This window comes from Sneathiella limimaris, from assembly GCF_012932565.1.
Taxonomy (GTDB): domain Bacteria; phylum Pseudomonadota; class Alphaproteobacteria; order Sneathiellales; family Sneathiellaceae; genus Sneathiella; species Sneathiella limimaris.
This window is the reverse complement of record NZ_JABBYJ010000001.1, coordinates 566,549-580,542: the sequence shown is the minus strand read 5'-3', so window position 1 is coordinate 580,542 and position 13,994 is coordinate 566,549. Positions and strand designations below refer to the sequence as shown.

The 13,994-nt window shown below is 47.9% G+C and carries 14 protein-coding genes; 3 read left to right on the top strand and 11 right to left on the bottom strand.

What is annotated here, in order from left to right:
- The first annotated feature begins 38 nt into the window (after positions 1 to 38).
- Both HH301_RS02700 and HH301_RS02695 read left to right on the top strand, forming a co-directional pair.
- A complete protein-coding gene (locus HH301_RS02700; RefSeq protein WP_169566534.1) occupies positions 39 to 467 on the top strand; it encodes a protoglobin domain-containing protein in 429 nt (142 codons plus the stop codon).
- Between the two features lie 21 nt (positions 468 to 488).
- Positions 489 to 1,157 (top strand): GGDEF domain-containing protein, encoded by a 669-nt coding sequence (locus HH301_RS02695; protein ID WP_169566533.1) that lies wholly within the window; start codon positions 489 to 491, stop codon positions 1,155 to 1,157.
- A gap of 9 nt (positions 1,158 to 1,166) precedes the next feature.
- Here the strand turns inward: HH301_RS02695 and xth are convergent, their stop codons facing one another.
- The 9 genes from xth to HH301_RS02650 all read right to left on the bottom strand — a co-directional run bounded on the left by xth (position 1,167) and on the right by HH301_RS02650 (position 12,091).
- Positions 1,167 to 1,964 (bottom strand): exodeoxyribonuclease III, encoded by a 798-nt coding sequence (gene xth / locus HH301_RS02690; protein WP_169566532.1) that lies wholly within the window; start codon positions 1,962 to 1,964, stop codon positions 1,167 to 1,169.
- A 29-nt stretch (positions 1,965 to 1,993) separates the two neighbouring features.
- Entirely contained in the window at positions 1,994 to 2,590 is a 597-nt protein-coding gene (locus tag HH301_RS02685) for a hypothetical protein (protein ID WP_169566531.1), read from the bottom strand.
- 69 nt (positions 2,591 to 2,659) lie between these two features.
- Positions 2,660 to 3,268, bottom strand: coding sequence for a LolA family protein (locus tag HH301_RS02680; protein WP_169566530.1), 609 nt, complete (start codon positions 3,266 to 3,268; stop codon positions 2,660 to 2,662).
- 91 nt (positions 3,269 to 3,359) lie between these two features.
- A complete protein-coding gene (locus tag HH301_RS02675; RefSeq protein ID WP_169566529.1) occupies positions 3,360 to 5,756 on the bottom strand; it encodes a DNA translocase FtsK in 2,397 nt (798 codons plus the stop codon).
- 9 nt (positions 5,757 to 5,765) lie between these two features.
- The gene (locus tag HH301_RS02670; RefSeq protein WP_169566528.1) at positions 5,766 to 6,956 is read right to left on the bottom strand and encodes an aminotransferase class I/II-fold pyridoxal phosphate-dependent enzyme; all 1,191 of its coding nucleotides are present in this window, start codon (positions 6,954 to 6,956) and stop codon (positions 5,766 to 5,768) included.
- A gap of 385 nt (positions 6,957 to 7,341) precedes the next feature.
- Entirely contained in the window at positions 7,342 to 8,571 is a 1,230-nt protein-coding gene (locus HH301_RS02665) for an ammonium transporter (RefSeq protein WP_169566527.1), read from the bottom strand.
- A gap of 284 nt (positions 8,572 to 8,855) precedes the next feature.
- Positions 8,856 to 10,172 (bottom strand): ammonium transporter, encoded by a 1,317-nt coding sequence (locus HH301_RS02660; protein WP_169566526.1) that lies wholly within the window; start codon positions 10,170 to 10,172, stop codon positions 8,856 to 8,858.
- 10 nt (positions 10,173 to 10,182) lie between these two features.
- A complete protein-coding gene (locus HH301_RS02655; protein WP_169566525.1) occupies positions 10,183 to 10,521 on the bottom strand; it encodes a P-II family nitrogen regulator in 339 nt (112 codons plus the stop codon).
- 196 nt (positions 10,522 to 10,717) lie between these two features.
- Entirely contained in the window at positions 10,718 to 12,091 is a 1,374-nt protein-coding gene (locus HH301_RS02650; RefSeq protein WP_169566524.1) for an amidase, read from the bottom strand.
- A gap of 54 nt (positions 12,092 to 12,145) precedes the next feature.
- Between HH301_RS02650 and HH301_RS02645 the strand changes: the two genes are divergently transcribed.
- The gene (locus tag HH301_RS02645; RefSeq protein WP_169566523.1) at positions 12,146 to 13,375 is read left to right on the top strand and encodes a UbiH/UbiF/VisC/COQ6 family ubiquinone biosynthesis hydroxylase; all 1,230 of its coding nucleotides are present in this window, start codon (positions 12,146 to 12,148) and stop codon (positions 13,373 to 13,375) included.
- 3 nt (positions 13,376 to 13,378) lie between these two features.
- Here HH301_RS02645 and HH301_RS02640 read toward each other — a convergent pair whose 3' ends face one another.
- Both HH301_RS02640 and HH301_RS02635 read right to left on the bottom strand, forming a co-directional pair.
- Entirely contained in the window at positions 13,379 to 13,756 is a 378-nt protein-coding gene (locus HH301_RS02640; protein ID WP_169566522.1) for a gamma-butyrobetaine hydroxylase family protein, read from the bottom strand.
- Between the two features lie 14 nt (positions 13,757 to 13,770).
- Positions 13,771 to 13,977, bottom strand: coding sequence for a Trm112 family protein (locus tag HH301_RS02635; RefSeq protein ID WP_169566521.1), 207 nt, complete (start codon positions 13,975 to 13,977; stop codon positions 13,771 to 13,773).
- Positions 13,978 to 13,994 lie beyond the last annotated feature (17 nt).

Sequence of the window (13,994 nt, the reverse complement as noted above, 5' to 3'; positions counted from 1 at the left end):
AATTGTTTTACAGAAACCTATAATTTAGAACCCATAGCATGAGCTATGATACTACAAGCCCGGATCAGCCACTGACCAATCAAATGGGTACTTCCTCACGTGAAATTGCCCGGCGCCTTCATGTTTTGAACCTAACCGACGAAGATTGCCGAAATCTTGCCTCAGTAGAGAATCTGGTGGTTGAGAAATTGCCCGATATCGTTGAAGAGTATTATGCGTTTCAACTCAGGGATCAGGAAATCTCTGCCATTATTGGCGATGCGGATACCTTGACCCGTCTGAAAGGGTATATGCACACCTACATCAAGTCGTTGTTTTCGGGTAACTTTGATCAGGTCTATGTGAACACGCGACTTCGCATTGGCAAGGTCCATAAACGACTGGATGTACGGCCGAAGCTTTACATGACCGCATACACAGAACTTCACACGCTGTTGGACCGGGTGTTGGAGGATTGTGTGTCTTAACCCGAGCCGATCAAAGAGTCGTTGAGCAAAGCCCTTCTATTTGATGCTGAACTCGTTTTTGATGCTTATGTAGAATCTTACGTAACCGAGATGCAGCTCGCGACACGGGAGGTGGAAAAGTATGCCTCTCAAGTTGGAATAAAACTGGATAGTATGTTTGCCCGAATGCATGAACGGGCTCAGAAAGATGCTGTCACAGGATTGCACAATCGACGGGCTTTGTACGATTACTTAAAGCATGAGTGCAATGTGGCAGAAAGGCACAAACTCTCTTTCGTTTTGATATATCTGGATTTGAATAATTTCAAATCTGTCAATGACTTACATGGTCACCATGCGGGGGATGATGTCCTGGAAAAGGTTGGGAAATGCCTTGCATCAGTGACAAGAGCTGTTGATGTGCCTGCTCGATATGGCGGTGATGAGTTTTGTGTCATCATGCCGCGTATTTGTCTGAAAGACATTGAAGCGCCTCTCAGACGATTGTGTAAGGATTTTGATCAACGTTGTTCTTATCCGGTGACCTTTAGTATGGGAGTAATCCAGGTGGGACCAACCCATTTTGAAGAGCCTGAAGAGCTGATCAAAAAAGCTGATGCCATGATGTATGAAGCGAAACAAAGGTCTCACCGTGATGGGCAGCATCATTGGCAGTTTGAGGGTAAGCTGGGCTCTCCTGAAAATGTCTGAATTTGAGTTTCAGGGTTTCAGGTCAAAATCCATAATAACCGGCGCATGATCTGAGGGTTTTTCGAGACCCCTGGCCTCAAGGTCAACCGTCATAGATTTTACGGTGCCATCCAGGGCCGGAGTGATCCATATGTGATCCAGTCGCCGGCCTTTGTTAGATTTCAGCCAATCTCGGGCACGATAACTCCACCAGCTAAAGAGTGGCTCCGATGCTGGAACCACTTGCCGCATGGCATCAATCCAGTCATGGGAAGCTTGCATTCGATCCATATGCTCAACTTCAATCGGCGTATGACTGACTACTTTCAAAAGTTGTTTATGACTCCACACATCCGTTTCCAGCGGAGCAATATTTAAGTCTCCGACCAAGATAAATTTATTGCTTTGATGCTTGAGATTTGTGAACCAGTCCGTGACTTCTGTAATAAAATCAAGCTTGTGGGCAAATTTATCATTTTGTTCCACATCCGGAATATCTCCGCCAGCCGGAATGTAGAAGTTATGAAGAACGGTTCCATTTTCAAACTCAACGGCGATATGACGTTTGTCATCCTTATCGCACCAGAGCGGCATATCCAGCGTTTTAAATGAAAACTTTGAGAATATCGCGACACCGTTATAGCTTTTCTGACCTGCAATCGCCTGATGCTCATAGCCCAGCTTATTAAAATTTTTAACGGGAAATTCGTTGTCTGTGACTTTGGTTTCCTGAAGGCAGATCACATCCGGGTTATGGGTAGCAACCAAATGATCGACATGTGCCAACCGGGCACGAACGGAGTTGATATTCCAGGTAACAAGACGCATAAGTTTTCCAAGGTTCAGGGGTAAGTTTGTCAGAACAGGTTAAAGCTATTTCCGGTGATAGCAATAGGCCAACGCCCCAGTTCGAACAATTTATATTTGAGGGCGAAGGGATGGGTATCTTCTTCACCTGCGGCAAGGACAAGTGCAGCCTGATGGCAGGTTTGAATGGCGGAACCAATTGCAGCCCGAATTAATTCTTCGTCATTGATACCTTCGTCTTCTGCCAGTGCTTCCACTGCATTTTGAACCAAAGGGGATGCGGTTGCCGAGATATGAGTAAGGGCCATGTTCAGGTCTTCTTCGCTCATCAATTCAAGAGCATCCATGGTCAAGGCTGCCCGAAGCTGTTCTTCGGTTTCCCACCAGCTGGAGTTCCAGTCGGGGTTTGCGGCAGCATAAGATGCCTCTTCCCAGTCCGTAATGGGGGCAATCATGGTTCCTGGAAAGCCCAGAGTTTCTACATAAAATTCTGCTGTCCGCTGAGTCGCGGCCCCAAAAGGGAGACCAACAGATCGAAACCAGTTTACGGATGGCAAGAGTTTGTTAAATCGCACCACAGAGACCAGGGTCGGATATTCTTCAATATCTGGCTGATCTTCAAAATCGTCGTCATAGTCGTTGGTCATTGAATGCATAAGTCCTGCTAGGCGTTTCGAGCAAAGTGCTTATCATGAATCATTCGCAATAAAAACGGATTACTCATAGAAAGGGTCGCGAAACACAAAGAGTTCTGGCTTGAATTGCACTCCTTCCTCTACGTCAGAAATGGTAACGCTTGTTGTGCTTCCTTGGGCGTCAGTAACAAGCCATTTTCTAAGTTCAAACGGACGTTGCGTAAAGACAAGTGTCAGCCCACCCTGTTCCGGTTCATCAGTGTCGATAATATTGACACGCAGAATTCCACCGTCTTTTTCAACAGAAGTCACAGTGACTTCGCCTTCAAGCCGGACATCTTTTCGAAGGATTACTGAAATTGGTGTGGAATAGAGGGGAAGCCTATTTGTTTCTTCAAGCTCTTTATCATGAAAAACCAACCAGGTTCCGTCAGCTACAACCAAGATTTGCGCAGGCGGTAAATATTCAAATCGAGCCCGGCCGGGTCGATTGATCATGACTGTTCCTCGGGCAATTTGTCCCTCAGCGTTCACTTGCAAGAAGTTGGCCTGCATTGTTGTGATGTCATTCAGATAGGATTCTACGCGCGCGATACTTTCTCGATCTGCATCAGAGAGAGGTTTTGTTTCGGCCGCAGAGACTTGAAAGGATATCAGTACAAGCCCGAGGGTGATTAAAAGTGAACGCATAAATCAGTTTCCGTTGCAATCTCGTGTTGAGGTTGAAGCTTCACTTTCCACATAAGAGCAGAGTTTGTCAAAACCAAGGAGAACTGTTCGGTTAGTTGTAAGGATCCTCAATATTGCGGGCGAGGACTTCTCGTTTTCCGACATGGTTGGCCGAACTAATTACCCCTTCTTTTTCCATTTGATCAATGATCCGGGCCGCTCGGTTATAGCCGATTTGTAGATGCCTTTGCACAAAACTTGTGGATGCTTTTCGCTCCCTGCAAACAAGCGCAACTGCTTGATCGTAAAGAGCATCATCAGATTTGCCGCCACTGCTGCCTGAGCCACCTTCAAGGCCTGGAATGTCCATCTCACTTTCTTCAGTGACTTCATCCACATAGGCCGGTGCCCCTTGTTCTTTTAGGAAGGCAACAACCTGTTCTACTTCTTCATCTGAGACAAAAGGCCCATGGACACGTTGCACTCTGCCTGCGCCAGGCATAAAGAGCATATCACCCTGACCAAGTAGCTGTTCAGCACCTTGTTCGCCCAGAACGGTTCGACTGTCAATTTTCGACGTGACCTGGAAGCTGATCCGGGTTGGGAAGTTAGCTTTGATGGTACCGGTGATCACATCAACGGATGGGCGCTGTGTCGCCATAATCACGTGCAGGCCTGCCGCCCTCGCCATCTGAGCTAGTCGTTGTACCAGAGCTTCAATGTCCTTGCCCGCCACAATCATCAAATCAGCCATCTCATCCACGATAATCACGATCATGGGAAGTGGTTCAGTATCTAGCGGCCTTTCCTCGAAGATGGGCTCACCTGTTGTGGCATCAAATCCCGTCTGCACGGTACGCTTGATTTCCTCACCCCGTTTAGCGGCTTCTCGAATTCGCTGGTTATATCCATCGATATTACGAACCCCAAGCTCGGCCATTTTGCGGTAGCGCTGTTCCATTTCTTTTACGGCCCATTTAAGGGCGCTCACCGCTTTTGCAGGTTCAGTCACCACGGGCGCCAGAAGATGCGGGATACCATCATACACAGAGAGTTCCAGCATTTTGGGATCGATCATGATGAACCGGCATTGCTCTGGCGGAAGACGATACAAAAGGCTGAGGATCATGGTGTTGACGGCGACGGACTTACCAGAACCTGTTGTACCCGCAATCAATAGATGTGGCATGCGTGCTAGATCAGCGACGACTGGATCACCGCCGATGTCTTTGCCAAGAGCCAGGGTCAGCTTGGAATTTGTGCTTTCATATGCGGCGGTTGACAGCAGTTCCCGCAAATAAACAGTTTCACGGCGCTGGTTTGGTAGTTCAATACCAATCGCGTTGCGTCCAGGGATTACAGCGATACGCGTGGAGACGGCGCTCATGGAGCGGGCGATGTCATCGGCAAGTCCAATAACCCTGCTGCTTTTCAGACCCGGTGCGGGTTCAAGCTCATATAGTGTGACAACCGGGCCTGGACGAACCCTGGTAATCTCACCTTTGATCCCGTAGTCATCGAGAACTCCCTCCAAAAGGCGGGCATTGTTCTGCAAGGCCTCTTCACTGAGTGGCTTATTCACCAGTTTAGTGTCTTGCAAGGCCAGGAGACTGAGCGGTGGCAGTTGGTAAATATCAGATGGACCAAGATCCAAAGCCGTTTGTTTTTCAGCAGCTACTCGTTTGCCTGTTTTTACGGCTGCCTTTCTTGTTTCGATCCTGGTTTCCTTTGCTGGTTCAGCTGACTCTGGGGTCGCGACCTTAGCTTTGGACTTTACTCTTTTCTTTGGTTTTGCTGGCGTTGTTTCCGCAAGATCAAGAACGTCATCATCTTCATCGTCGATTTGTTTTCTGAATTTCAGCCCTTTTAAAGAGGCAGAAGCTCGTACCAAAGTTTGTCCACCTTTGGCAACACCGCGACCCATAGCCATCCATTCCTGCAGTGGAAGGGCATAGGCTAGAACAAGGAGTACCCCTGCAATGACAGCCAGCACTATTGCTAGGGCAAAGCCTGGAACAGGTGTGCCGATGGTTTGAAACAGCACCATGAGGTTGTTGTAGATCACCTCTCCAACGATGCCGCCAAACCCCGCATTTAAAGGCCAGTTTTCCGGAACCGGTACTGCGGTGATCGCGGAGGCAAGCGCGGAAATTGCAAAAGGCATCAAAGCAACATGAACCCAACCCCATTTCAGGCCCTTACGTGTCCCAATTCGCCACGCCCAGGCAAGCAGTCCAAGGATGAGGCCGATTGAAGCAAGCCCAATTGTCTGCAGAAGCAAATCTGCGATATGAGCGCCCGGTACTCCTAGCCAATTAGAAGCTGAAGCATCTGTTGCGTGATTAAAATTGGGATCGCCTGCATCGTAAGAGACCAGTGTAATGGCTGCTAGTAGGGCAACCAAAGTCAAGCCTAAACCAAAGAGTTTAAAGGCAAGACGGGTCAGGAAATCAGTACTTCCGGTTGGTAAAAGAGATACAGTTTTAGTACCAGAACCTTTTAAATTCATATCCAATTTCTATAAACAGTTGGCCATGCGGGACAATGCTTCGTCCATCATATCCGGATCGAACACCAATGCCACGCGAATATATTCAAAACCTGGATTAATTCCGTCCGCTGTTGTTCCGCTGAGATATTCCCCCGGTAAAACCCTAACGGCCGCTTCTGTCCAAAGTTTTTTTGTCGCTTCTACTCCATTTCCAACGTTGAGCCAGAGAAAGAAACCTCCTGGTGGCCGATAAAAGTCGAAGCGGTTTCCTAGATGGCGTTCAGCGATATCAATATTGGTTTGATAAAGTTTACGATTTTCGATCACATGGCTATCGTCATTCCAAAGGGCAGCTGAGGCAGCGCACACTGGAAGCGGTGAGGCTGCACCTGCAAAATTTCGTAAGTTGATTAGAGTTTTGGTGGTCACCTCTTCACCGACGATAAAGCCGGAGCGAAGACCAGCTGCACTGGAGCGTTTGGAGAGAGAATGAAAGGCCATGACGTTGGACAGATCCCCTCCCAGATCTTGCAAAACCTGAAGAATACCTTCCGGTTGGTCCTTGTCATAAATCTCTGCATAGCATTCGTCCATGATCAGCATGAAATCATGTTTGCGGGCAAGTTGCAGGGCCTTTTCAAGATAAGCCCTTCCGGCAACTGTGCCTTGCGGGTTTGAGGGGCTGCAAAGATAGAAAGCCTCTGTCCGCTCCAGCAGCTCTTCATCTAACGTCTCAAGATCCGGGAAAAAGTTGTTTTCCAGTGTTGCATTCAGGAATACCGGCTCAGCACCAGCCATCACAGCCGCAGCGTGGTAGACGTGATAATAGGGGTTAGGGATAAGAATTGCAGGCTTTTGGCCAGATTTCCCCTGCCGATTGGTAACGATCTGCGCGAGCATATATAAGGCTTCTTTTGTACCATTAACCGGGGTGATGTGCCGTGAGGGGTCGATCATCCCCTCTTTCAGGTTATACCTGCGGTTTAGCCAGCCTGTTATTGCCTCCCGAAGTTCCGGTGTTCCATCCACTGGTGGATACTTTCCATAGAGATTATCTGTGGTTTGAAGAACATCTTTCATAAATTGGGGCGGTTGGTTTTGTGGCTCACCAATAGTTAATGCCAACGGTTTAAGCCCTTTCACTGGTTCCAATGGATCCAGAAGGGTGCGCAGGGCAACAAAAGGCGAGTTTCTTAAACCGGAGAGGTCAGGGTTCATTTTTGTTTATCCGCAGCAAAAGCAAAATTATTGGACTAGCCTGATTTGTGCCATGCAAAGAGGAATATTTCACCCTTTTTCTGTGTGTCCCGACTCACTGTAGCTGTTTTTGCGAATTTTATGGGAAAAAATGCAAGCAGAAAATGCTGCTATTTGGAAGGGGTACAAAACAAAAACAGATAACACTAATAGGCGAATATCTTTTGTATAAAATTCTATAATAGTTTTAGAATAAATCTAACCTACTGTGGATTCACCCGCCAAAATCCTTCGTGTTCTAATTTTGTTCTTTAAATAAGACTAATACTAATAGAATAAACCATAAGACCAGGGTATAGGGCAGTGATCACAAAAATGTGATCACTGAGATTTAACATAAATTCGGTTATTTGAGGTCTTCTTCTGGATAAGCGCCAATTTTGTGGATGCTCAAATCGGCTCCGTCAAACTCGGATTGTTCGTCCAGGCGAATACCAGTTGTCATCTTCAAGACACCATAAACAATCAAACCAGCAACTAGGGCATAGAGACAGCCCGCAACACTGACAATGAGTTGAACAGTAAAGCTGACACCACCTAGTCCACCGAGCGCCTCAGCTCCGAAAATACCGGCCGCTAAGCCACCCCAGAGCCCACATAAACCGTGCAATGGCCAGACGCCTAAAACGTCATCAATTTTGAAGCGGTTTTGGCAAACAGTAAATGCATAGACAAACAAGCCCCCAGCAACAAGTCCTGTGAGGAGTGAACCTAGAGGATGCATCACATCCGAGCCGGCGCAAACAGCGACCAAACCAGCTAGAGCGCCGTTGTGAACGAAGCCTGGGTCGTTTTTTCCAACTACCAAAGCGGCGAGGATTCCCCCAACCATTGCCATCAAAGAGTTTAAGGCGACAAGGCCAGAAATACCGTCGATTGCTTGCGCACTCATCACGTTGAATCCGAACCAGCCGATACACAAGATCCAGGACCCAAGGGCAAGGAAGGGAATATTGGAGGGCGGAATACCAATTACGCGGCCATCCTTTTTGTAGCGTCCTAATCGTGCACCCAGAAGTAGGACAGCACCAAGCGCAATCCAGCCCCCTACACCATGAACGACAATAGAGCCGGCAAAATCATGGAAGGTTGCACCAAAGGTTGCTTCAAGCCAATCTTGTAGTCCGAAATTTCCATTCCAGATGATGCCTTCAAAGAAAGGGTAGGCAAGTGCGGTAAGCACAGCCGTCGCCATGAGTTGAGGCCAAAACTTAGCTCGTTCAGCAATGCCGCCTGAAATAATTGCCGGGATGGCCGCAGCAAATGTCAAAAGGAAGAAAAACTTGACCAGATCATAGCCATTACTGGCAAAGCTATAACCCTCTGCTGTTGCGGTACCCGAGAGAACTGCTGCATTGACCAAGAAATCAATGCCATAAGCGACGCTGTATCCGACAAAGAAATAACAGATGGTTGAAACCGCAAAGTCCACCAGGATTTTAATTAGGGCATTGACCTGGTTTTTTCGTCGGACTGTTCCGACCTCCAGAAAAGCAAATCCCGCATGCATGGCAAAAACCATGATTGCGCCCAGCAGAATAAACAGGACATCTGTGCCTGTAGTTGTCGCGGCCATTTCACACACTCCATGTTTTGATTAGGTTTTCTTCGATGAACCTGTCATTTTTCCCTCATACAGCAAAACCTCCAATATTCTGGAGGTTTGTCTGCTATGGCATCTTTTAATCAAAGACCGTGCCAGTGTTGGAAGTGCTGATTTTTGGGGCGTTTGATGAAAATAAGGGCGCTAAAAATAAAACAATTGCCCAAAATATATTCATCTACAGATGAAAATTTGGGCAATTGTCACTTTTGCAGGCAGATAAAATGAGGGATATATCTGCCTGCTGTCAGTTACATTTAGCTGGAAGGTCCAAATTCAGGGTAGGCTTCCAAGCCAAGTTCAGCTTTGTCCAGGCCATTGGCTTCGTCTTCTTCGTCTGCCCGAATACCGACAGTGTATTTCAGGAGCAACCACAGGATTGTGCTTGTGATGATAACAAAGACACCGATGGCAACAATGCCAGTAGCTTGAACAACGAATGTTGCGTCAGCATCAGAGATAGCAACCGCGAGTGTTCCCCAGATACCTGCAACAAGGTGAGCAGAAATGGCGCCGACAACGTCGTCGATTTTTAGCTTGTCGAGCAGTGGAACTGCGAAGACTACCAAGGCACCACCGACTGCACCGATGATGATTGAAAGGCCGATTGATGGATCAGCAGGTTCAGCTGTAATGGAAACCAGACCAGCGATTGCACCGTTCAGAGCCATTGTCAGGTCCACTTTTTTGTAGAGGATCTGTGTCAGGATCATCGCGGAAAGAACGCCACCGACTGCCGCCATATTTGTATTGGCGAAAACGTTTGCCATTTCGATAACTGCTGAAGCAGAGCCCAGCGCAAGCACGGAACCACCGTTAAAGCCGAACCAACCAAGCCACAGGATGAAAGTTCCAAGAGTGGCTAGCGGAAGGTTCGCGCCTGGAATTGGTTGTACTTTGCCGTCTGCGCTATACTTGCCTTTACGGGCACCCAAGATGATTGCGCCTGTCAAAGCAGCCCAGCCACCAACGGAGTGAACCAGAGTAGAGCCAGCATAGTCACTGAAGCCCATTTCTGAGAGCCAGCCGCCGCCCCAGACCCATGAGCCCTGGATTGGGTAAATGATTGCGGTCAGCAGGAATACGAAAGCCAAGAACGGCCATAGCTTGATACGCTCTGCAACGGCACCAGAAACGATAGAAGCAGCTGTTGCCACGAATACCATCTGGAAGAACCAGTCAGAAGAAGCTGAGTAACCGCCGTCGGCGAAAGTGCCAGCCAGCGCATCAGCGTCATCTGGACCCCAGAAAGGGCTGAAGCTTCCGATAAAGCCAGTTACGTCCATATACATCAGGTTGTAGCCGACAAGGTAGAAAGTCAGGCCTGCAATTGAGTATAGCGCGATGTTTTTCAGGCAGATGGTTGCTGTGTTCTTTTTCCGAACCAGACCTGCTTCAAGCATTGCAAAGCCTGCAGCCATCCACATTACCAACGCGCCGTTCAGGATGAATGAAAATGAGTTGAAAATATAAGCGGTTTCCGGATCAACGGCTGCATTTGCCACCCCCGGAACCATTGCTAACACGGCCGCACTGAAGGCCAGTGTTTTCTTGTTTACTTTAAAATCTCGCATGGAAACTCTCCTAGAGGGCATCTGCATCTGTTTCACCGGTTCTAATCCGGATCACATTGTTCAGGTCATAGACAAAAATCTTGCCGTCACCGATTTGACCAGTCTTTGCCGTTTCTTTGATGGTCTCTACTGCCTGTTCAACCAGGTCATCTTTCACGGCCAATTCAATTTTGATTTTCGGAAGGAATGAGATCGCGTATTCGGCACCGCGATAGATCTCTGTATGCCCTTTTTGACGCCCAAAGCCTTTAACTTCGGTTGCCGTTAAGCCGTCTATCCCGATGGCTGTCAGCGCATCGCGTACATCGTCCAGTTTGAACGGCTTAATTATAGCCATTATTAGTTTCATTTAACTTCACCTCTCAGGCTGATCTGAGTGTAAGGGCTTGACGCCCAGCACGACCTCCCCATTTCAAGACCCGTGCCAACTTGAGAAATGAGTTAATTTTTTCTTAAAAACCAGCGATTTAGCCAATTTGAGATTAAAAATTGTGCAGCAGAAAAAAAATATACTGCACAATATTTAGTCATTTGCGCGTATTTGGCTATTTTTTGTGCATATTTTCAGATAGGACGATATCCACTGCCTCAGAAAGGCGCAGAAGTTTGTTTTCCTGGAAAGGTAATGCCATAAGCATCAGGCCCACGGGAAACTTACCAGCAAAGCCTGCGGGTTGTGTTGTTGCGCAAAGACCCAGCAGATTGGCTAAACGGGTAAGGCTGATCGACATAAGAGCTTTCTCAATATAAAAATCGTCATCTTCATACAGCTTATCAAGTTCTGGCGGAATGTCGGGCTGGGTTGCCCCTACAACAAGATCAAACCCTTTAACTTGTTCCAGATACTCTGCATGAAGCTTTTCAAGCCCAAACTGGAGTTTTAAAACATCTTCAGCCGAGAATTTTTCTCCTGCAAGGAACCGTTTTCCAATTGCGGAATAGATACGATCAGGTTTTTCCCGGATCAAGTCTCCCCACAACGCATAACCTTCCAGCATTCCGGGATAGCCATGTTGATTACAGAGATTTAGGACGTCTTTAAACGCAGGTACCGGTCCTTCCACAATCTCAGCTCCTGCGGCTGCTAGTTTGGTTAAGGCTTGATCAATAACTGTTTTGAATTCTGGGATAACCAGATCTTCAAAAACCGTAGTTGCTTTCAGAATGCGGCATCCCTTCAAACTGACGCCTGTTAGATCAGCGGCAGGCTTACCGCTCATTATACTGCAAAGGATATTGGCGTCGCCGAAATTGGTGGTTAGCGGCCCCACAGTATCTTGGGCGGGGGATAAGGGAACCGATCCTTTCAGGGAAATCAACCCATGGGTTGTTTTTAAGCCCTTGATGCCGCACCAAGCTGCTGGAATGCGAACAGAACCTGCAGTATCTGAACCAATGGCTGCCGGAGCCAAACCATGATGTACAGACAGTGCTGCGCCAGAAGAGGAGCCCCCGGGTACACGTTCAACCTCTGTATCAAAAGGGTTGGCCCCGGTTCCGGTCCACGGATTATTTCCCAGCCCCGAAAAGGCAAGGTCTGGCATATTTGTTTTTCCAAGGCAGACAAGGCCTGCCAGTGTTGCACGTTTCAGACATTCAGCATCTTCTTCTGGAACTCTGCCTTCCAAAAGCTGCGTACCAGCTTCAGTCTTTATGCCGGCTGTATCAAAAAGGTCTTTCCAAGATATCGGGACACCATCAAGTGGGCTACGGCGTGTTTTGGTTTTGGCTCTGTGAGAGGCGGCTTTGGCTTCTGTCAAAGCTCTCTCTTCAGTTAGACGTACAAAAATTTTGTGATCAGGATCGTTTTTTTTGATCCGATCCAAAAAATATTGCGTTAAATCAACAGGATCGATTTCCTGTTGTTCTATCTTGCGTCCTAACTCAAGAGCGCTAAGGTGGTGCCATTCTTTGGTCATTCTGATAAGGTCCTGTTATGCCGTTGGGCAAGCAATAGATAGTGAGTTGATGCTATGGTTAAAAACCAGACCCGTAAAGACATAACCGCAGATATCCTGATTGTCGGAGGTGGATTAAATGGCCTGCCGCTGGCAATTGCTCTGGCGGATGCTGGCCTGGACGTGGTTGTACTTGAGCGTGAAAGCCTGAAAGATACAACTGTTGAAACATTTGATGGCAGGGTTTCTGCAATTGCACACGCCTCAAGAAACTTGTTTCGGTCAATCGGCGTTTGGGACCATGTGGCTGAAAAAGAGCCTATGCTTGATATCCGTATAACCGATGGACCTTCTAAGCTCTTCCTGCATTATGATCATCGCCAGCTTGGCGATGAGCCGTTTGGACATATGGTTGAAAACCGGCACTTAAGAGTTGCGTTGCAAGCTCGAGCTGCAGAACTCGATAATCTTACATTGCTGGCGCCTGTCGAATATGATGAAATTGATCGGCAAAGCGATGGTGTTCAAGTTCGGCTGAAAGATGGGCGCCAAATATCCACGCGCCTGTTGGTTGCAGCTGACGGCCGGGGGTCTCCTATAAGGGAGATGGCTGGCATTGGTAAGGTTGGCTGGTCTTATACTCAAAACGGGATTGTTTGCACAGTTAAGCATGAATATCCCCATCAAGGCGTCGCTCAGGAACGTTTCCTGAACCCAGGGCCGTTTGCAATATTGCCGATGACTGGCAATCGATCCTCTCTTGTTTGGACTGAAAGCACGGAAACTGCGAAAAAAATCATGGCGCTGGATCCAGAGGAATTCCAAGCCGCCATGGCACGTCGTTTTGGAACTTATCTTGGTAAGCTGGAAGTGGTGGGACCTCGTTGGAGCTATCCATTGGCCCTTCATCAAGCGGATAGTTATGTAGCGGAGCGTCTTGCACTGGTCGGGGATGCGGCGCACGGTATGCATCCCATTGCAGGGCAAGGCCTTAATCTGGGACTCCGCGATGTTGCAGCCCTTGCGGAGGTAATTATTGATGCTGCTCGCCTTGGACTGGATCCAGGGAGCCCAAGTGTTCTTGAAAAGTATCAGCGTTGGCGGCGTTTTGATAGTTTGACATTACTGGCCATCACAGATGGGTTGAACCGGTTATTTACAACAGATCTTGAGCCGGTACGCCTTGCCCGAGATGTGGGAATGGCTGCAGTCAATAAGATGCCGGGACTAAAAGGATTTTTTATGGAGCATGCGCGCGGGACTGTCGGGGTTTTGCCAAGGTTACTGGAGGGAAAGCCCCTTTAAAGATCAGGGGTCGCGACTCAATCCGGCTTTTTCGAGGCTGTTAAGATAATTCTCCCAAACATCATCTTGTGTTAGGCCCAGGGTATAGAGAAAATCCCAGGAAAAGATGCCAGTGTCATGAAGGTCATCAAAATTAAGCCGGACGGCATAGTTTCCGACCGGTTCGAGTGACATGATGCCGACATGCCGACGACCTGCTACGAGCTGTTTCTGCGAGGGACTATGCCCCTGAACTTCTGCTGAGGGGCTTTCAACGCGCAATAGCTCAGCTGGGTATTCGAAAGATTTTCCATCACTGAAGGTAACATGCAGTCTTTTGTCGGCTTTTTTCAGCCGCACTTCAGTTGGGCGAGGACGCCCTGCTTTATCATAAAGATCCATGAGAGCCGTATCCGTTAATCGTCGATCCGGCGGGCTTCGTCTACCAGCATTATCGGGATACCGTTGCGAATTGGAAAGGCCAGTCCCGCTTTATCACTGATGAGCTCATTTGAGTCTCGATCATATGTCAATGTGGTTTTGGTCAAGGGGCAGACCAGAATTTCCAGTAATTTAGGATCAATAACCGAATTTTCGGATTGTTTGTTTTCAGTCTCGGACACAGAAAGAGTGCTCCTTG

Coding starts and splice junctions, on each gene's coding strand:
- HH301_RS02685 (WP_169566531.1), bottom strand. CDS start 2,590: ATGACCAACGACTATGACGACGATTTTGAAGATCAGCCAGATATTGAA.
- HH301_RS02645 (WP_169566523.1), top strand. CDS start 12,146: ATGGTTAAAAACCAGACCCGTAAAGACATAACCGCAGATATCCTGATT.
- HH301_RS02680 (WP_169566530.1), bottom strand. CDS start 3,268: ATGCGTTCACTTTTAATCACCCTCGGGCTTGTACTGATATCCTTTCAA.
- HH301_RS02640 (WP_169566522.1), bottom strand. CDS start 13,756: ATGGATCTTTATGATAAAGCAGGGCGTCCTCGCCCAACTGAAGTGCGG.
- xth (WP_169566532.1), bottom strand. CDS start 1,964: ATGCGTCTTGTTACCTGGAATATCAACTCCGTTCGTGCCCGGTTGGCA.
- HH301_RS02665 (WP_169566527.1), bottom strand. CDS start 8,571: ATGGCCGCGACAACTACAGGCACAGATGTCCTGTTTATTCTGCTGGGC.
- HH301_RS02700 (WP_169566534.1), top strand. CDS start 39: ATGAGCTATGATACTACAAGCCCGGATCAGCCACTGACCAATCAAATG.
- HH301_RS02660 (WP_169566526.1), bottom strand. CDS start 10,172: ATGCGAGATTTTAAAGTAAACAAGAAAACACTGGCCTTCAGTGCGGCC.
- HH301_RS02650 (WP_169566524.1), bottom strand. CDS start 12,091: ATGACCAAAGAATGGCACCACCTTAGCGCTCTTGAGTTAGGACGCAAG.
- HH301_RS02675 (WP_169566529.1), bottom strand. CDS start 5,756: ATGAATTTAAAAGGTTCTGGTACTAAAACTGTATCTCTTTTACCAACC.
- HH301_RS02670 (WP_169566528.1), bottom strand. CDS start 6,956: ATGAACCCTGACCTCTCCGGTTTAAGAAACTCGCCTTTTGTTGCCCTG.
- HH301_RS02655 (WP_169566525.1), bottom strand. CDS start 10,521: ATGAAACTAATAATGGCTATAATTAAGCCGTTCAAACTGGACGATGTA.